General features: G+C 64.1%; 17 protein-coding genes. 9 read left to right on the plus strand and 8 right to left on the minus strand.

The window, feature by feature from the left end; translation table 11 throughout:
- Entirely contained in the window at positions 1 to 1,023 is a 1,023-nt protein-coding gene (locus VNN77_17365; GenBank protein ID HXG53169.1) for a hypothetical protein, read from the plus strand.
- Between the two features lie 51 nt (positions 1,024 to 1,074).
- Here the strand turns inward: VNN77_17365 and VNN77_17370 are convergent, their stop codons facing one another.
- Together VNN77_17370 and VNN77_17375 are read right to left on the minus strand one after the other, a co-directional pair.
- Positions 1,075 to 1,266 carry a hypothetical protein gene (locus tag VNN77_17370; protein HXG53170.1) on the minus strand — a complete coding sequence of 64 codons (192 nt, stop codon included), beginning with the start codon at positions 1,264 to 1,266 and terminating at the stop codon, positions 1,075 to 1,077.
- A gap of 31 nt (positions 1,267 to 1,297) precedes the next feature.
- Positions 1,298 to 2,014 (minus strand): Phenylacetic acid catabolic protein, encoded by a 717-nt coding sequence (locus VNN77_17375; GenBank protein ID HXG53171.1) that lies wholly within the window; start codon positions 2,012 to 2,014, stop codon positions 1,298 to 1,300.
- A 462-nt stretch (positions 2,015 to 2,476) separates the two neighbouring features.
- Between VNN77_17375 and bioB the strand changes: the two genes are divergently transcribed.
- Positions 2,477 to 3,457 (plus strand): biotin synthase BioB, encoded by a 981-nt coding sequence (bioB, locus tag VNN77_17380; protein ID HXG53172.1) that lies wholly within the window; start codon positions 2,477 to 2,479, stop codon positions 3,455 to 3,457.
- 6 nt (positions 3,458 to 3,463) lie between these two features.
- Here the strand turns inward: bioB and VNN77_17385 are convergent, their stop codons facing one another.
- Positions 3,464 to 4,330 (minus strand): DMT family transporter, encoded by an 867-nt coding sequence (locus VNN77_17385; GenBank protein ID HXG53173.1) that lies wholly within the window; start codon positions 4,328 to 4,330, stop codon positions 3,464 to 3,466.
- Between the two features lie 113 nt (positions 4,331 to 4,443).
- On the opposite strand from VNN77_17385, the gene VNN77_17390 reads away from it, so the two are divergent.
- Entirely contained in the window at positions 4,444 to 4,653 is a 210-nt protein-coding gene (locus tag VNN77_17390; GenBank protein ID HXG53174.1) for a heavy-metal-associated domain-containing protein, read from the plus strand.
- Positions 4,654 to 4,665: 12 nt separating this feature from the next.
- Here the strand turns inward: VNN77_17390 and VNN77_17395 are convergent, their stop codons facing one another.
- Positions 4,666 to 6,021 carry a TldD/PmbA family protein gene (locus VNN77_17395; GenBank protein HXG53175.1) on the minus strand — a complete coding sequence of 452 codons (1,356 nt, stop codon included), beginning with the start codon at positions 6,019 to 6,021 and terminating at the stop codon, positions 4,666 to 4,668.
- 61 nt (positions 6,022 to 6,082) lie between these two features.
- Positions 6,083 to 7,534 carry a metalloprotease TldD gene (gene tldD, locus VNN77_17400; GenBank protein ID HXG53176.1) on the minus strand — a complete coding sequence of 484 codons (1,452 nt, stop codon included), beginning with the start codon at positions 7,532 to 7,534 and terminating at the stop codon, positions 6,083 to 6,085.
- Positions 7,535 to 7,681: 147 nt separating this feature from the next.
- Here tldD and VNN77_17405 point away from each other — a divergent pair, with 147 nt between their 5' ends.
- A complete protein-coding gene (locus VNN77_17405; protein HXG53177.1) occupies positions 7,682 to 8,749 on the plus strand; it encodes a hypothetical protein in 1,068 nt (355 codons plus the stop codon).
- A 7-nt stretch (positions 8,750 to 8,756) separates the two neighbouring features.
- Here the strand turns inward: VNN77_17405 and VNN77_17410 are convergent, their stop codons facing one another.
- The 3 genes from VNN77_17410 to VNN77_17420 form a co-directional block, all read right to left on the minus strand.
- Positions 8,757 to 9,239: a DUF192 domain-containing protein gene (locus tag VNN77_17410; GenBank protein ID HXG53178.1), complete on the minus strand. Its 483-nt coding sequence runs from the start codon at positions 9,237 to 9,239 to the stop codon at positions 8,757 to 8,759.
- Positions 9,236 to 11,239 carry a (Fe-S)-binding protein gene (locus VNN77_17415; protein HXG53179.1) on the minus strand — a complete coding sequence of 668 codons (2,004 nt, stop codon included), beginning with the start codon at positions 11,237 to 11,239 and terminating at the stop codon, positions 9,236 to 9,238. The genes VNN77_17410 and VNN77_17415 overlap by 4 nt, the downstream gene beginning before the upstream one ends.
- A 126-nt stretch (positions 11,240 to 11,365) precedes the next feature.
- Entirely contained in the window at positions 11,366 to 12,145 is a 780-nt protein-coding gene (locus VNN77_17420; protein HXG53180.1) for an IclR family transcriptional regulator, read from the minus strand.
- Positions 12,146 to 12,515: 370 nt separating this feature from the next.
- Between VNN77_17420 and trpE the strand changes: the two genes are divergently transcribed.
- The 5 genes from trpE to VNN77_17445 all read left to right on the plus strand — a co-directional run bounded on the left by trpE (position 12,516) and on the right by VNN77_17445 (position 17,626).
- Positions 12,516 to 14,006: an anthranilate synthase component I gene (gene trpE, locus VNN77_17425; protein HXG53181.1), complete on the plus strand. Its 1,491-nt coding sequence runs from the start codon at positions 12,516 to 12,518 to the stop codon at positions 14,004 to 14,006.
- The gene (locus VNN77_17430) at positions 14,003 to 14,566 is read left to right on the plus strand and encodes an aminodeoxychorismate/anthranilate synthase component II (GenBank protein HXG53182.1); all 564 of its coding nucleotides are present in this window, start codon (positions 14,003 to 14,005) and stop codon (positions 14,564 to 14,566) included. Before trpE ends, VNN77_17430 begins: the two co-directional genes overlap by 4 nt.
- A gap of 167 nt (positions 14,567 to 14,733) precedes the next feature.
- A complete protein-coding gene (locus tag VNN77_17435) occupies positions 14,734 to 15,282 on the plus strand; it encodes an SH3 domain-containing protein (protein ID HXG53183.1) in 549 nt (182 codons plus the stop codon).
- Positions 15,283 to 15,348: 66 nt separating this feature from the next.
- Positions 15,349 to 15,813 carry a RidA family protein gene (locus VNN77_17440; protein HXG53184.1) on the plus strand — a complete coding sequence of 155 codons (465 nt, stop codon included), beginning with the start codon at positions 15,349 to 15,351 and terminating at the stop codon, positions 15,811 to 15,813.
- 265 nt (positions 15,814 to 16,078) lie between these two features.
- On the plus strand, positions 16,079 to 17,626 hold the full coding sequence (locus tag VNN77_17445; protein ID HXG53185.1) for a hypothetical protein: 1,548 nt from the start codon (positions 16,079 to 16,081) through the stop codon (positions 17,624 to 17,626).
- The last annotated feature ends 56 nt before the right edge of the window (positions 17,627 to 17,682 follow it).

Below are 17,682 nucleotides of genomic sequence, written 5' to 3' on the forward strand. Positions count from 1 at the left end.
GTGCGCGCACGCAAACGCTACAAGGTTCTCGTGCTCTTCGACACGGCGGGCACCCCGCCGGAGAGCCAGGATTTCAGCAAGGAGCTGAAGACCGACGACTGGGCCGCCGAGGCGCACGTGATCGACGCGCTCAACCGGCTCGGTCACGAGGTGCGAACCATCGGAGTGTGGGACGAGCCGGGAATGATCATCGATGAGATCAAGGCCAACCCGCCCGACGTCGTCTTCAACCTGACGGAGCACTTCAACGAGGTCTCCGCCTATGATCGCAACGTGGCGGGTCTTCTGGAAATGATGGGGGTCCCTTACACCGGGTCAAGCCCGACGGGCCTGACGCTCTGCAAGAACAAGGGAATGGCCAAGGAGCTGCTCGCGTATCACAGGATCCGCGTGCCCAACTTCGCCATCTACTCCCCCGGATGCGCCGTCCGCCGCCCGAAACACCTCAAGTTTCCCCTGTTCGTGAAGCCTCTGCGGGAAGAGGGCTCGGTTGGCATCGCGCTCGACTCCTTCGTCGAGAGCGACGAGGCCCTGGAAGAGCGCGTGCGCTTTATCCACGAGCGGCTCAATCAGGAGGCGCTCGCGGAGGAATATATCGACGGGCGCGAGCTCTACGTCAGCGTGCTGGGGAACGACCGGCTGAGGGTCTTTCCGTTCCGCGAGGTGATTTTCTCGCAGGTTCCGGACGGGCAGCCCAAGTTTTCCACCTTCAAGGCGAAATGGGACGACGCCTACCGCAAGCGCTGGGGCATTCAAAACATCTTCGCCGCCCCGCTGCCGAACGGGCTGGAGCAGAAGATCGCGAAGATCTGCCGGGGCGTTTACCGCGCGCTGCGGATTCGCGGCTACGGCCGGATCGACCTGAGAGTCACGCCCGAAGGCGAGGTCGTGATCCTCGAGGCCAATCCGAACCCCAATCTCGACCGGGACGACGAGTTCGCGCAGTCGGCGATGAAAGGCGGCTTGAGCTATCCGAGGCTCATCCAGCGCATCCTGTCGCTCGCGCTCAGCGCCCCGCGCTGACCCCGTGCGGCCGGAGCGATGGGACGGCTCACGGGAAAAGGCCGTCCTTCTTCAGTGCAACCACTCCGACACGTTTCCCTTCATGATTTCGTCCAGGAGCTCCTTGCAGTCCCTGACCGCCCGGTCGGCGGCTTCGGTGTCCTTGACGTTGAGAATTCCTCTCTTTACGGCGCCGTGAAGCGCCTGGACAATCTCCAGCAGATGCTGGTCCAGTTTTTCCGTGTTGGGTGCCGGCTCGGGCATACCGCTTGAACCTCCCTCGACTTGACCGGTATTAGAGGTATTTCCGACCCTTCAAGGGGTCCGGAACTTTGAGCCCCATCTTCTCCAGGATCGGATTGACCTCGTTCATGTAATCCTGGCGAGCCTGCTCGTTCGCGCGCCGCTTGAGGCCCCAGTAGCGGTACCGCTCGCAGCGTTTGGATCCGGTGCGCCCGAACATGTCGAGCGCCCTGACGTACCAGAAGTCGACTGCTTTCTGGACGCGCTCTTTCGCTTCGTCGCCCTTCGCCATCAGCTCGAGGGTCTTGTTGTAGCCGTACTCGATGTGGCCCAGCTCCTCGGTCACGATGTCGGGTAGAATCCGCGCCAGCGGCAGGTAACTGCAGTCGTAGAACTCCTCGAGCTGGTAGCGGCCGACCCGGTCGATGAGAAAGCCGAAAACCGCGTTGTCCTCCCACGTCGTGATCAAACCGCGGAAGGTATCGACGAAACGCTTCTCATTGGGCTGGCTCAGCACGAACGACACGTCGGTTCCGATATCGCCGGCGAGGCGCGCGAACTTGCGGTAATGGTCGATCTCCTCGGCCGCGGTCCGCGCCACGATCAGCTGGTCCAGCCTGGTCGGAGCGGCCGGCAGCATTCTCTCCACGTAAAGGTGAGGGCCGCCGATCTCGCAGTCGGCTTGAATCGTCAGGACCCGTCTGAGCAGATCCTTGTATTCGGGATCCATCTTGTCGAAGTCTTTGAGCTCGATCTTGTCGGTGAACATGTTTCCCCCTCCTCGGATTTTCGGTTGCACGATACGCGCCGACCGTTGGTTGGCACAGAGGGAAAGCAAGAGAAATGCCACGAAAACGACCCTTTTGTGCGCGGAAATTTGAAACTTCGGTCACCGGCATTCCTAATTTTTGGATTGCACAAACCCGCTTTTCTTATCGCTGAGAACAGGCCCGCGCGTCGTGAGGAGAGACTGGGTGAACATCCATCGGAACTGGACCGAGGTCCCGAGAGCAGCACGGGCACGGGAACGTGAAGCTCCCGCTGCGCGCTGCAGCGGCCGGACAAGCCGCTCTCGGGAAAGACGGGAACGGCGGCTGGTGCTCTCCGGCTCTCGGCCGGCTCCGCTTGACATCCGTCGGCCGGCGATCCCTCAGCAACCTGATCGCCGAACGGTCGTTGCAACCCCCTTTTCCGCATGATAAAAGTTCTTCCCGTTCAACGGAGGTTCTGGATGGATTTCGACAGGCTGGCCGAGAAGGCGCTCCAGGGAGAATTGCTCGAACGTGAAGAGATGAAAGCGGTATTGAATGCCGCGGACGAAGATCTGCCGGAGCTGCTGAGCGCGGCCTTCAAGGTGCGCCGCCGCTATTTCGGCAAGCGCGTCCAGATTCACATGCTGATGAACGCCAAGAGCGGGCTTTGTCCCGAGGACTGCCACTATTGCTCGCAGTCCTCCGTCTCGCGCGCGCCGATCGACAAATACCCGTTCGTCTCCAAGGAGAAGCTCGTGGAGGGCGCGCTTCGCGCCAAGGCTGCGGGAGCGGTCCGGTTCTGCATCGTCAACAGCGGGCGGGGACCGACGCAGAAAGAGGTCCGCGAGCTGGCGGAGGCCGTGCGCGACATCAAGAGCCGGGTCGACATCAACATCTGCTGTTCCCTGGGCCTCATGGACCAGTCGAAGATCGCGGCCCTCAAGGAAGCCGGCGTGGAGCGGATCAACCACAACCTGAACACCAGCGAGAATCACCACCCCCGGATCTGCACCACGCACGCCTACGCGGATCGGGTCGAGACCGTCCACAACGTCAAGGCGGCGGGCCTTTCGTCGTGCTGCGGCGGAATCATGGGAATGGGCGAGACCGACGATGACATCATCGATCTCGCGCTCGCGCTCCGGCAGCTCGGCGTCGACTCGATCCCGGTGAATTTCCTCCATCCCATTGACGGCACCCCCTTTGCCGGGATGGAAAACCTGACGCCGCAGCGCTGCTTGAAGATCCTTTGCCTCTTTCGTTTCGTGATTCCCGACAAGGAGATCCGGGTAGGCGGCGGGCGAGAGCGCAACCTCCGCTCGCTTCAGCCGCTGAGCCTTTATCCGGCGAACTCGCTCTTCGTCAACGGTTATCTCACCACCCCGGGCCAGGAAGCGAGCGAGGCGCACCGGATGATCGCCGATCTCGGCTTCGAGGTCGAGGACCGTCTCCCCAATTGAACCGGGCTATTTCCACAGGGTGATCAGCAGCACCCCGCCGACGATCATCGCGGCGCCCGCGACGATCCTGAAGGTCACGCGCTCGGCGTCGCGGAGAAACAGCGCGCTCAGGAGGAGCGAGAAGAAGGGCCCGGTGCTGCTGATCGGAATCACCACGGTGACCTTCCCCAGATCGAGGGCGTAGTAGATAGAGACCATCCCGATGCTCACGGCGACGCCAGCAGCCGTATAGTAGGGCAGGCAGCGGCGGTTGAACTTCCACGTCTGCGTCTTCTTTTCCACCAACCACAGCGTTGCGACCGAGACCGCGAAGGACGAGGTCGCCGTGACCGCGGCGGCGAGAAACGGGTGCGGCACCGATGCCAGGCCGAACTTTCTGAGAACCTGCGAGCAGCCGGCCAGCACCGAGGCCGAAAGCGGATAGAGCACATGGAGCCAGCGGATTTCCTGCGCCGGGCCGCCGCGCAGGGAAAGCAGCGTGACGCCGGCGATGATCAGCAGGGTAGCCGCGAAGATCGGCACGGTCAGTTGCTCCCCGAGAAAGGCGATCGCGACCAGCGCGCTGAAGAGCGGCGTCGTCGCACGGATCGGATCGGTGATGGCGACCCCCAGGGTTTCGATGCCTTTGTAGGTCAACAGCCGGGTGAGCCCCGGCTGGAACAAACCGACCAGCACGAAGATCAGGACCCCCGGGCCGGTGAGCGAGGAGAGCGGAACGGCGACGAGGGAAGTCCCCCAGAGAAAGATCATGTTGATGACGAGGCTGACGATCACGGCGGTGGCCGGATTGGAATAACGGAGCCCCTTCTTCGTGAACATGTTGTGCAGCGCGAAGAAAAAGGCGTTGGCGAGGGCGAACAGCTCGGGCGGCATCGACGGAGGCGACGAATTTCACCCCGCTATATCGGCTTTTTCGCGGGAGGGCAACCGCGGACTGCTCGGTTGCAAAGCCGGAGACGGTTTGCCAGAGTGAACTCGGAGGGCTGATGAGGACGAAGACCGCGATTATTTCGGTCGAAAACCTCACCGCCGACGCCCTGCCCGCCCTCCGGGCGGCGCTTCAGGCGGTCGCGGGGGTCGACAGCGTCGACTTCAGCGTGGAGCGAAGCGTCGCGGTCGTCGAATTCGATCCCGCCCGCTCGCACGTGGACGATTTCCTGCGGGCGATCCTGAAGGCCGGCTTCAAGGTGCTCTGAGCCGGCGCGCGGTCAGTCCCCTGCGATCGTCATCCGGCCGATCTTGAGAGTCGGGGCACTGATGCGACCGCGCATCTCGAGATCGCTTCCGATCATCTCGATGCTTTGCAGCATCTCGAGGAGATTGCCGGCGATCGTCACCTCTTCGACCGGATACGCGAGCTCTCCGTTCTCGATCCATAGCCCGGCCGCCCCGCGCGAATAGTCCCCGGTGACGAGATTGACGCCGAAGCCGATGGTTTCCGTGACGTAGAGCCCCTGCCGGACAGAGGCGATGATCGCTTCCGGGAGATGGCTTCCCGGGGCGAGATAAAAATTGGTCGGCGCTACGCCGGGCGCCTCTCCCACCGAGCGCGAGGCGTTGCCGGTCGAGGTCATTCCGAGCTTCCTGCCGCTGTAGCTGTCCAGCAAATAGCTCCGGAGCGCCCCGTTCTCAACGACGAGAGTGCGGCGTGTCGGCAGCCCTTCCGCGTCGAACGGCCTCGAGCCCAGCGCTCCTGGGATCGTCCCGTCGTCGACGACCGTCACGAGATCGGAGGCGATCCTCACTCCCAGCTTGCCGACGAGAAAAGAAGCCCCCTTGTACAGCGCATACCCGGAGAGCGCCGAGGCCAGCAGGCGCATCAGCGACGCCGCGGTTTCAGGGTCGAACACCACCGGTGCCTCGCACGTCTTGATCTTGCGGGCTCCGAGCCGGCGTACCGCCCTCTCGGCGGCTTTTCGGCCGACCGCCTCGGGCGGCTCGAGCCTGGCGAACCGGCGGCTCGCCGAGTACCAGTAATCGCGCTGCATCGAGCCGTCTTCCGATGCAACCGGGGCAACCGACTGGCTGAAGCTCGAACCCCGGTACTCCCCGGAAAAACCGGCGCTGCTGGCGTAGATGACGCGTGCGAACTCGCTCGAAAATTCCGCGCCCTCGCTGTTGGTGACGCGCGCGTCGGCCGCCAGGGCGCTCTCCTCGCACCGGGCGGCGACAGCGATCCTGTCCTCGACCGTCAAGGAGCGGGCCTCCTCGTCGAGGAGGTCCAGGTCAGGAACCGCTGTCGCGAGCTGCTCCGCGGGCGGCAGCCCGGCGAACGGATCCTGCGCCGTCGCCCGCGCCCTCTGCGCCGTCTCCTCCACCAGACGTTCGATCGACGCCCGCGAGATATCCGAGGTCGCCGCCGACGCCGAGCTGGAACCGAAGAACAGCCGCAGTCCCAACCGTTTTTCCCGCGCCTGGCTGATCTTTTCGAGCTCGCGCAGCCGCACGGTAACGAAGAACGAGTCGTTCTCGACCATGACGACGTCGCCTGCCGTCGCCCCTTTGCGCGCGGCCTGCCTGAGAATATCCTGCGCCAGCTCCTGGCTTAGGTCGTAACGTTCCACGGTCACGGCGCTCCGCGTGCACGAGACTGCAAGCGGGGGCTCGACGGACCCTGCATTGCTCTCACGCCCTCGTCCCCCCCACCGTCAGCCCGTCGATCCGGATCGTCGGCAACCCCACGCCCACCGGCACCGATTGTCCGTCTTTCCCGCAGGTCCCGACTCCCTCGTCGAGCTTCAGATCGGTTCCCACCATGGTCACCCGGGTCAGAACGTCCGGACCGTTGCCGATGAGCGTCGCTCCTTTGACCGGGCGGGTCGCCTTGCCGTCCTCGATCAAGTAGGCTTCGCTTGCGGAAAAAACGAACTTCCCGCTCGTGATGTCGACCTGGCCGCCGCCGAAGGAAACCGCGTAGAGCCCTTTCTTGACCGAGCGGATGATCTCCTCCGGCGGCGTCTCGCCCGCCAGCATGAAGGTGTTCGTCATCCGCGGCATCGGAATGTGAGCGTAGCTCTCGCGTCGGCCGTTGCCTGTCGGGGCCATCCCCATCAGCGAAGCATTGAGGCGGTCCTGGAGGTAACCTTTCAGCACCCCGCGCTCGATCAGGACCGTGCGCTGCGTCGGCGTCCCCTCGTCGTCGACGTTGATCGAGCCTCGCCGCCACGGGATCGTTCCGTCGTCGATCACGGTGCACAGCTCGGAGGCCACCTTCTCGCCGATCCGTCCCGTGAACGCCGAGGTCTTCTTGCGGTTGAAGTCCCCTTCCAGCCCGTGGCCGACCGCTTCGTGGAGCAAGATGCCCGGCCAGCCGGGCCCCAGAACCACGTCCATCGTTCCGGCGGGCGCCTCTCCGGCTTCCAGGTTCACCAGCGCCTGCCGCACCGCCTCGCGGGCGTAGCGCTCGTAGTCCCTGGCGTTGATGAAAAAACCGAACTCGACCCGGCCGCCGCCGCCGAAGCTGCCCACCTGGCGGTTGCCGCGCTCTTCCGCGATGCAGCTGACGTTGAGGCGGGTCAGCGGCTGGAGATCGCCGACGACGGTACCCTGGGAGGTGGCGATCAGGACGATCTTGTACTCGTTGGCGAGAGAGACGAAGACGTTTTTCACCCGTCCGTCGAGGCTTCTCGCGTAGCGGTCAATCTCGTACAGCAGAGCGATCTTTTGATCCAGCGGAACGTCGTTCGCCGGCGTTTTGACCGGATAGAGGTCGTGGGCCTCCGTTTTCCGTCCGGTCGCCCGCGCCGGCGCACGGGAGGGCTGGTTCTGGGCGATGTAGCGGGCGGTCCGAGCGGCAATCTCCAGATTTTGGACCGTGATGTCGTCGGTAAAGGCGTATCCGGTCTTGGCGCCGGCGAGCACGCGCACTCCGACGCCGTTCGCCGTCGATTGCGTGCAGCTCTTGACCAGCCCCTCTTCCAGGCTGATTCCCTCGTTTTTGCGATATTCGAAATAGAGGTCCGCGTAATCCGCTTTCCGGCCCAACGCGGCGGCGATGACGCGCTCGAGGTCGCGCGCCCCGATGCCGAAGTTCTCGTCGAAAAAGGCCCGAGCGGGAACGAGTTCTTGCTGCGCCATGGAACCGCCTCGCCCTCTACATTTAGCATGGCGCAAGAGCGCCTTAAAGGGAGCCTCGTCGGGAACCGCACGGGGCGCGAAACGCGGGTTGAATGGCCCCCATCCTTGGGCTAGAATCCCTTCCAAAAAAACGGGCAGGTGACCCCCATGGCGCAAAAGAAAATCGTGCATATTGTCGGAACCGGCACCATCGGCGAGCCGCTGATCGGCATCCTGGCCACGTTTCGCGAACAATTCGGGATCGACGAGGTGACGTTTCACAAGCGGACGCCCCTGCTCACGGATCGCTCCAAGGTCATCGTGCTGGGAAAGAAAGGGGCCAGGCTCTGCGTCGACAAGGGCGCGTGGCAAAAGTTCGTCGATATGGGGATGAACCCGTCGTTCGAGGCCGAGGAAGCGATCGAGCGGGCCAGTGTCGTGATCGACTGCACTCCCGTCGGCAACGAAAACAAGGAGAAAATCTACAACCGCTTCACGGCAAACGGCCGGGGCTTTATCGCCCAAGGAAGCGAGTTCGGTTTCGGCAAGATGTACGCCCGCGGCATCAACGACAGGGCCCTGGTCAGGGGCGAAGACCAGTTTATCCAGGTCGTCAGCTGCAACACGCACAATCTCGCCGTGCTCATCGATACGATCGCTTTAGGGCCTGAAAAGGAGGACAACCTCGAAGAGGGGCGGTTCGTCTGCATGCGGCGGGCCAATGACCTGAGCCAGGAGGGTGAATTCATCCCCGCCCCGGAAGTGGGCAAGCACGACGACAAGCAATTCGGCACGCACCAGGGGCGGGACGCTCATTACCTGTTCAAGACGCTGGGGCTGGACCTGAACATCTATTCCTCGGCGTTGAAGATCAATACCCAGTACATGCACACGATCCACTTCAACCTGAAGCTGCGCCGCGGCATCACGCAGGACGAGCTGATGCGGCGGTTGAAGGGAAACGGGCGCGTGGCGCTGACCAACAAGAAATCTTCGGCCTCGGTCTTTTCCTTCGGCCGCGACCACGGCTTGTTCGGCCGGATTCTGAACCAGACGGTGATCGTGGCGCAGAGTCTCGCGATGCGCGGGGACCGCGAGATCATTGGCACCTGCTTCACGCCGCAGGACGGCAATTCCCTGCTGAGCAGCCTCGCGGCGACACTGTGGTTCCTGTACCCGGACTCTTACGAGGAACGGCTCGAGCCCGTGCGGCCGTACTTCTTCAGCGAGATCTAGCCAGCGGTCACTCCCGGACCTTCTCGGGAGCGATCCCTTCGAAGCGGACGCGGTCGCCCGCCTCAATCGCGTAGCGCCGCGCCAATCCCGCGTTGATCTCGAGAACGAAGCGGCTCGGGAGCCCCACCCCCTGCGGCTGCAGCGAAAACGGCGTGGTCCGGTGGACGACCCCGACGATCCTCCGATCGCCTCCGATGAAGATCATGTCCAGCGGAATCGGAGTGTTTTTCATCCAGAAGGAGTTTTCCCGCTCTTCCGGAAAGAGGAAGAGCATGCCGCGGCCTTCGGCGAGCTCCCGCCGATACTGCAATCCTAGCTCGCGCTTGGCCGGCGTATCGGCGATCTCCACCTCGAAGGCGACCTCGCGGCCGTTTCGCGTCTCGATCACCACCCGGGGCTGGGGATGGCACGAGCCCGCCGTGGACAGCACGGCGGCGGCGATCAGCGCCGCCGCCCCGTGACGCACAGCCCTGGCCTGCCGGATCCTCATACGCCGCCGGGCCGGAGCCTGCCTGCAACGATCTCGGCGATGTCGAGAATCTCCGGCGCGCCGGTTTCCTCCTTTGCAGCTTCCTCCACCAGCATGCGCATGCAGAACGGGCAGCCGGTCGCAATGGCGGCGGCGCCGGTGGCCTTGAGCTCGCGGTAGCGGTTGGTGCTCACCCGCTCCCTGCCCTTCTCCTCCTCCTTCCAGAACTGACCGCCTCCCGCGCCGCAGCAGAAGCTCGACCGCCGCGCTCGCGGCGGGTCGACGAGCCGGGCGCCGGCCGACTCGATGGCCGCCCGGGGCGGATCGAAGATCCCGTTATGCCGGCCGAGATAGCACGGGTCGTGGTAGGTTACGTTTCGTGCGTCGGCCCCGTCGAGCGGCAATTTTCCCTCGCGCAGCAGCTCCGCGATGAAATCCGTGTGGTGCCGGACGGTGTAACGGCCGCCGAACTGCGGATACTCGTTGGCGATGGTGTGAAAGCAGTGGGGACAGGTGGTCACGATCGTCTTGAACTTGACCTCGTCGAGGGCGGCGACCGCCGCCGCCGCCATCTCGGCGAACAGGTACTCGTTGCCGCTGCGCCGGGCGGCGTCCCCGGTGCATTTCTCCTCCTTGCCGAACACCGCCCAGTTGATGCCCGCCGCGTCGAGGAGCCGGGCCATGCTGCGGGCGATCTTTTGCGCCCGCGGATCGAAGGCCACGGCGCATCCGACCCAATAGAGGACGTCGGGATCGGGGTTTTCCGCAACGGTCGGGACCGCAAACGGCAGCCCCTTGGTCCATGCCATGCGCTCCTCGGCCGCCATGCCCCACGGGTTTCCCGCCCGCTCCATGTGGTTGAAGGCGTTCTTGAGCCCCGCGGGAAACTCCGCCGCCCCCAGCACCCGCTCGCGCCGGATATCGATGATGTGGAGCATCTGCTCGTTGCCGACCGGGCAGATGTCGATGCACGCGTTGCAGGTCGTGCAGGCCCAGGCGGCCTCCTCGTTGAGCGCGAATTCCAAGAGCGGCCGCGGGCTCTCTTTCCCCGAGGCGAACTCGGGAAGGATCCGGTTGATCTCGAAGCGCTCGTTGATGAGGAGCGCCGCCGGGCTCAGGGCTTTTCCCGTGGTGGTGGCCGGGCAGACCTCCTGGCAGCGGTTGCACATGATACAGCTGTAGGCGTCGAGGAGCCGAGGCCAGGCCAGCTCCTCGAGGCGGGAGGCGCCGAACACCTCCTCCTTCTCGAAATCCATCGGCTGCAGCGTCCCTGGGTTTTCCTTCCTCAGGGCCAGATTGATCGGCGCCATGAAGATATGGATGTGCTTGGAGCGCGGGAAATAGGGAATGAACACCAGAATCGAGCCGAGGGCTCCCCACCAGAAAAAATGGTTGAGCCCCTGGACCAGCCCGGCGGGCGCGCCGGCGAAGAGGCTGGCGGCCAGTGAGCTCACCGGCAGGAACGGATCGCTGCCCTCGAGCGCCGCCTGCGTCGCCTTGAAAAAGAGGCGGCAGCCGACGTGAAACAGGATGAACGCCGCGACGATCGTCGAATCCCGCCGGATGCCGGGCCGCACCGATTCCTGAACCGGAACGTTGGCGGGAAAGTCGAAATCGGCCGGCCGCACCCACCACCGCCGGGCGACGAGGCCGGCCATGCCGAGCAGCACCGCCGCGGTTAAAACATCCGCGAGCACGTTGAACAGGTTCCATGGGCCGCCCCGAGCGTGAAAAGAGGAAAATCCCTCGAGGACGTCGACCAGGTTGACGAGAAAATAAAAAACGAATCCGTAGAAGACCATCGCGTGCAGGACAGAGACCACGGGGCGGGTCTTGAGCACGGTCTGCTGCGTCAGCACGATGACCAGAGCGCGCCGGATCCGCTCGGAAAGATGGGTGAAACGGTCGTCGGGCCTGCCGCGCGCGATCGCGCGATAGACGTCGTAAAAGCCTCTGCCGCCCAGGTAGGCCGAGCCGGCCGCCAGCAAGAGGAAGGCGATCTTTTCAATTGCGCTCAGCATCCGATTTCACAGACCTCCGTGTTTCATGATACGCGCCCACGCAAGACCGGCAGAGTCCGGTCGCGCAGCGGTCGCGGCGCGGCCACGCGTCCGCCGGCGGAGAGCCGCTACGAGCCGCAAAGTCGCCTATCCGGGAAATCCCAGACGCTTGGAGAGAGCGCGCCCCGCTTCGAGCACCATCGGGACGATTTCCGTCTTGATCCGCTCGCTCGTCAGACGATGACTCGGCGCCGCGACGGCGAGGCTGCCCACGAGCGAGCGTGTGTAGTCCCGCACGGGAACGGCCACCGACGCGACGTCCTCCAGGAACTCGCTGCGCTCGACGGCCCACCCGCGTTCCTTGATTTCTTTGATCTGCTCGAGCAAGGCGCCGCGCTCCACGACCGTGTGGTCCGTGAAACGCTCGAGGCGCTCGGGGAGAGCCTGCTTGACCCCGCCGTCAGGATCGAAGACCAGGTGGATCTTGCCCGCGGCGGTCGCATGGGGCGGAAGCCGGCTCCCGAGAAACGATACCACCCGTACCGGCCGTCCCGGCTCGACGAAATCCAGCGGCACGATAGCCGAATCCTTCCGGACGGCCACGAAAGCGCTCTCCCTTGTGTGGGCGACCAGCTGTTGCAGCGCAGCGCGCGCCTGGGTCAGCAATCCCATCTGCTGGATGAAGGTCTGCCCGAGCTGCAAGCAGCGCAGGCCCAACCGGTAGTTCTCGGTCACGCGGTTCTGCTCGATGTAGCCCCGCGCCTCGAGGGTCGCCAGCAGACGAAAGACGTTGTTCTTGTGGAGCTTCAAACGCTTGCTCAGCTCCGTCACGCCGATCTCGTCCACGGAACCGCTGAATTGCTCCAGGACATCCAGAGCGTGCGAGACCGATTGGATCACGTAATTCGACTTTTCGCGTCGAACCATCTTCCCCCTCCCCGTGCGCGAAGCCGGATCCGACTCTTCCAAAAAAGCGTTTTAACCTAACTTAGCGACGTCCCGATGTCAAATTCCCTCGTAGAGCCCGTGGCCGAGGAAACGACTCCGGCCCGAAGGAGAGAAAACCCTCCCGCATAGAAGCCTTTCATGAACCGCTGTTTGATCGCCGCCCCCGGTTGACGGTGCACACTCCGCGCGGCATAATGGGCACCATGCGGATTCAGCCGATGCAAAGGCTCGTTTGGGGCTGGCGGCGCCGGGAATTGCCGCGCCGTCTTCACCATGGCTGACTCCGCTCATCCGAAAGATCGGGAAAGGGCCATAGGTGAAAACTTATGGCCCTTTTTATTTTCGAGCGATGGTCCATCCCAGTTTTGACGAATTCTGCCGGCTCTCCCGGGAGGGCAACCTGATTCCCATCTATCAGGAGCTCCTGATGGATCTGGAAACCCCGCTGTCGTTTTTCAAGCGGCTCGAGCGCGACCGCTACGCGTTCCTGCTGGAAAGCGTGGAGGGGAGCGAGCGCTGGGCCCGTTACTCGTTCCTGGGGACGCGCCCCTACCGGATCTTTAAAGCGCGCGGAAACCGTGTCGAAATCATCGAAGGAGCCAAGAAAAGGAGCTTCGTTACCGAGACCCCGCTGAAATCCCTGGAGGAGCTGTTGAAGGGCTGCCGACCGGTGACGGTGCCCGGCGTGCCGCCGTTCTTCGGTGGGGCTCTGGGTTACGTCGCCTATGACGCGGTAGAGAAATTTCACGAGATCGCCAACGACAAGCCCGACCCGTTGGGCATGCCCGAGATCTTCTTCATCTTCACGCGTACCCTGGTGGCCTTCGACAACCTCAAGCACACCATCAAGGTCATCGACAACGTCAGCCTCGACGGTCGCACCTCTCTCGAGAAAGCGTACCGCGAGTCGACCGAGCGCATCCGCAAGGTGATCGATTCTCTCAAACGCAAGCCTCGCGGCATCGAGCCGCGCGACCTGGCCCGGGAGGGCAAAGGCGACCGGAAGTTTCGATCCAACCTTACGCGCGAGGGTTTCGAGCGGGCGGTGGCTCGAGCCAAGGAATACATCCGGGCGGGCGACATCATCCAGGTCGTGCTGTGTCAGAGGCTGGAGACCGAGACCACGGGCGATCCGTTCGAGATCTATCGCGCGCTTCGCGTCATCAATCCTTCGCCTTACATGTTCTACCTGGAGCTCGAGGACCTGCGCGTGATCGGCTCCTCGCCGGAAACCATGGTGCGACTCACCGGCGACACGATAGAGCTCCGTCCGATCGCCGGCACCCGGCGGCGCGGCGCCACGCCCGAAGAGGAACGAGAGCTCGAAGCCGACCTGCTCGCCGACCCCAAGGAGCGGGCCGAGCACATCATGCTCGTCGACCTGGGGCGCAACGACGTGGGGCGGGTTGCGGAGATCGGCACGGTCGAGGTCAACGAGCTGATGGCGATCGAGCGCTACTCGCACGTCATCCACATCGTTTCCAACGTCCGCGGCAAGCTCGCCCGCGACAAGGGCCCTTTTGATCTTTTCGTCTCCGCCTTCCCGGCCGGAACCGTCTCGGGGGCTCCGAAGATCCGGGCCATGCAGATCATCGGCGAGCTCGAACCGGAAAAGCGCGGGCTCTACGCGGGAGCGATCGGCTATTTCGGGTACAACGGCAACCTCGACACCTGCATCGTGATCCGGACGATCGTAATGAAGGATGGAAAAGCCTTCATCAACGCCGGCGCGGGGATCGTCGCCGATTCGGACCCGGCTCTGGAGTACGAGGAAACCTTGAACAAGGCGCGCGCCATGTTGAAGGCCGTCGATCTCGCCGAGCAGTGGAGCGCATCGTGATCCTGCTGATCGACAATTACGACTCGTTTACCTACAACCTGTACCACTACCTCGGCGAGCTCGGAGCCGAGATCAGGGTCGCTCGCAACGACAGGATCTCGCTCGACGAGATCGCCGCCCTCCGTCCGGAGAAGATCGTGATCTCGCCCGGACCGTGCACTCCCGCCGAAGCGGGAATCTCCTGCGACGTGATCCGCCGATTCGGTGAAAAGACTCCGATCCTCGGCGTCTGCCTCGGCCACCAGTGCATCGGCGCTGCCTTCGGCGGAAAAATCGTGCGGGCTCCCACGCTCATGCACGGCAAGCTTTCCGACGTCGCGCACGACGGGCGCACGATCTTTCGCTCGCTTCGCAATCCGTTCGCCGCGATGCGCTATCATTCGCTGGTCATCGATCCCGGAACCCTTCCCGCAGAGCTCCGGGTCAGCGCCCGAACCGACGACGTGATCATGGGAGTCCGCCACGAAAGCTGGCCGGTCGAGGGGGTCCAGTTCCACCCCGAATCCATCCTGACCGAAGGCGGGAAGATTCTGCTCAAGAACTTTCTCGAACACTATTGAGCAGGCGGTGCTTCCCGGCGGCGCGAGGCCGGCCCTCCGGGCGCGCCGTCCGTTCGGCCACGCGGTTCGAGGTGGTCGTTTGCTCCGGAGGGAAGCTTTTTTCGCTCAGTTTGCGGCTCGGGAACGTGTATAATAGTGCGTTATCGTTTCTTGACGGAGGACGAAAAATGATTGCCGCGCGGAAGTCATGGGCGTCGCTGGCATTCCTGGTCGTTCTGTTGAGCATGTCGGCGTGCAAGAAAGCAGAACAGAGCGCCGGCCGCGACGATCTTCCCGATCTCAACGCTCAGATGCGCCCCTATGTCACGGTGGAGGGCACCCGCGTCCGAACCGGACCGGGGCCCCAGTTCCGCCCCGTCGCCGAAGTTCCCAGGAAGGCGCGGGTGTACGTGGTCGGCCGGGACGGCGACTGGGCCCTGATCGTCTCAAAAAAAGGCAACCCGCCTGGATTCGTCGAGCTGGCGGCATTGGAGCCCGCAACCGGCGACGAGCCGGAACCCCCCGCGCGGTCGGTGGAAGGAAGCTACGAGACGCTGGCCAATACTCAAGTCCGTAGCGGGCCGGGTCTCCATTATCCGGTCGTCGCCGAGGTCGCCAAGGGCACGAAGATTCACGTCGTCGACGAGGAGAAAGGGTGGTTCAAGGTCGTTTCCAAGCGGGGCAACAAGCCCGGGTACGTCGACTCCGGCATGGTGAAGCCGATGTCCGAGCGGTGAACGACAGCGACCGCCCGCTCCCTCGCGCCTGCTTCCGACCGAACGCTTCGGGCACAGGAGGTTTTCATGGAAATAGAGAAGAAGCTTGCCGCCCTCGGACTGGCTCTGCCGTCTCCGCCGAAGCCCGCGGCGCACTACATCCCCTCGGTCCGGGTCGGCAACCTGCTCTTCGTCGGCGGGAACATCGGGCGGTTGAACGGCCAGCCGCTCAAGTACTCCGGCAAGGTAGGCGGCTCGGTTACGCTCGAGCAAGCTTACGAGATGGCGCGTTGCTGCGCTCTGAATCACCTCGCGATCATCAAGGCCGCGCTCGGCGATCTCGACCGCGTGGAACGAATCGTGAAGCTGATCGGTTACGTCAACGTTGCGCCCGGCTTTGTTCAGATGCCCCAGGTCGTCAACGGAGCCTCGGATCTATTCATCGCTCTCTGGGGCGACCGGGGCGAGCACGCCCGAGCTGCAGTCGGTGTGGCGTCGCTGAGCAACGAGGCCCCGGTGGAAACCGAGGTTACGGTGCAGATCAAAACTTGACCCAGGCCCTCCGGACGACGGATTTCACCGCCAATTACGGTTTTGTTTCATGGTTCGCGCCGCCGAACCACGCCGGCGGATTCCTCGGGTCGAAAAAAGCCTCAGGCAAACGAAGACTTAACAGTCGGCAGCCACGCCGTACCCTCTTGGCATGGAATTGGCGTAGCCCAAATTGATCCTCAGGCTACCGCGGGAGGGAGGGGAAACCCGCGACGAAAGCTTGCTCCCCGAGGAGACCGCGTGGAAGGCAAAGCAGGAGACGCAGATGGAAACAATGCTCGTCTGGATACTGATTTCCGCCGGCGCGACGATCGGGCTGCTCGCGACTTTTCTGATCGCGTCGGAACGCGAGCTCAAGAAGGCACGGACGCAGATCGCGAACCTGAAAGAGGCTCGCCCGGATGCCACCCAGAGCCCACCCGGGTCCGCTGAGAGTCCGGAGCACGAGAGCCAGCTGACCGCGCTGCGGGAGCAGAACCGGGAGCTACGCCGGGAGCTGGAGCTCCTTTCGGGCCGCCTGGAAGCCAGCGAGCGCAAAGCGGCCGGGCTCGAAGCCGCCGCGTCGCGCCTTGCTTCCGCTGAAGCCGAAAGTCGGCGCCGCGAGCAGACCGTCGGCGAGCTGCAAGCGAGAGTGGCCCAGCTTTCGGCGGAGCTCGAGCAACGCCAATCCCGGCTCCACGAAGCGGAAATGGCGCGGCAGCAGAGCGCTGCCCGAGAAGAGGAGCACGCCAACGAGGTGGCCGCGCTAAGGACGCGGCTGGAGATCGCCGAGGCGCGGCTGCGCGACTTCGCGGCGGCGGAGCAACGCCTGGCTGACATGGAATCGCGCGCCTCCGGCTTCACCGAGGAAAAGCAAAAGCTGGAGGCGGCGCTGGCCGAGATGCGCCAGCGCCTCGGCGCAAGCGAGGAGAAAGCCCGTGAAGCCGATGCTGCCCGCACGCGCCTGCGGCAGCTCGAAGCGGCCTACGGGGAGGCGCTCGCCGAAAAGCAACGCGTCGAAGCCGAGCTCGAGCGCTGGCGTCAACGGGTCTCCGAGGACGAGGACAACCGCCGTCGCCTCGAAGCGCTCCAGCGGCAGGTCGATTTGCTTCGTGCCCGGGGGCAAGCGCTCGGAGAGGACTGGCGTATCCTGGAGAACGAGCTTTCGGGAATTGCTCGGCTTCTCGAGTCGCTTCCGGGACAGGGCGTTTCGTCGTCCCCCGAGACGATGCCTGGCGCAACCGCGGCAGGCCCTGCAGGTGCTCTCGAAGAGCCGCCCGCAGGCCACGGCGCCGAACACTTGGACCGCGGCCGACCGGCGCACGGGTTCCGGCGTTACGGGGCCGTTGGCGCCCTGGGAGTTCTCGTTGTCGCCGCCGCAGTGGCAACCGTTTTTTTTCTGACTTCCGGCGACGACGCGTCACCCCCCATGAATGCCGGGCAGCCTGAAATCGCCCGCTTCCCCGAAGAACAGCCGCCCGCAAGCGCGTCGCTCCCCGGCCGTGTCCGGGACGAAAAACCGCCCTTCTCCGAGCCGCCGAAACCTCTGAAAAACGAGCCCCTGCGGCAGACGCGCAGCTCGAGGAGCGCCGGCGGTGAGACAAGGGGCTCCGCAAGCCCCGCTCCGGCCGCGGGAACACTGTACGAGGTGATCCGACCGACCCAGGTTTTCAGCGAGCCCGCTGAGAACTCTCAACTCATCGCCAACATCGACCCCGGAACCAGGATCAACGTGGTTTCCTCGCGCAACGGCTGGCTCGAGATTCGCTCCAGGCATGGACGCCCGCCCGGTTTTGTGAGAGAGCAAGACGCGGTGCGCAGGAGACAGAACTAGCCGTCCCGCGGCGGAACCCGCTCACCGCAAACGCCGCTGTTTTTGCGCCGGACGCC

The organism is Candidatus Zixiibacteriota bacterium (assembly GCA_035574315.1).
GTDB lineage: Bacteria > Desulfobacterota > Binatia > UBA9968 > UBA9968 > DATLYW01.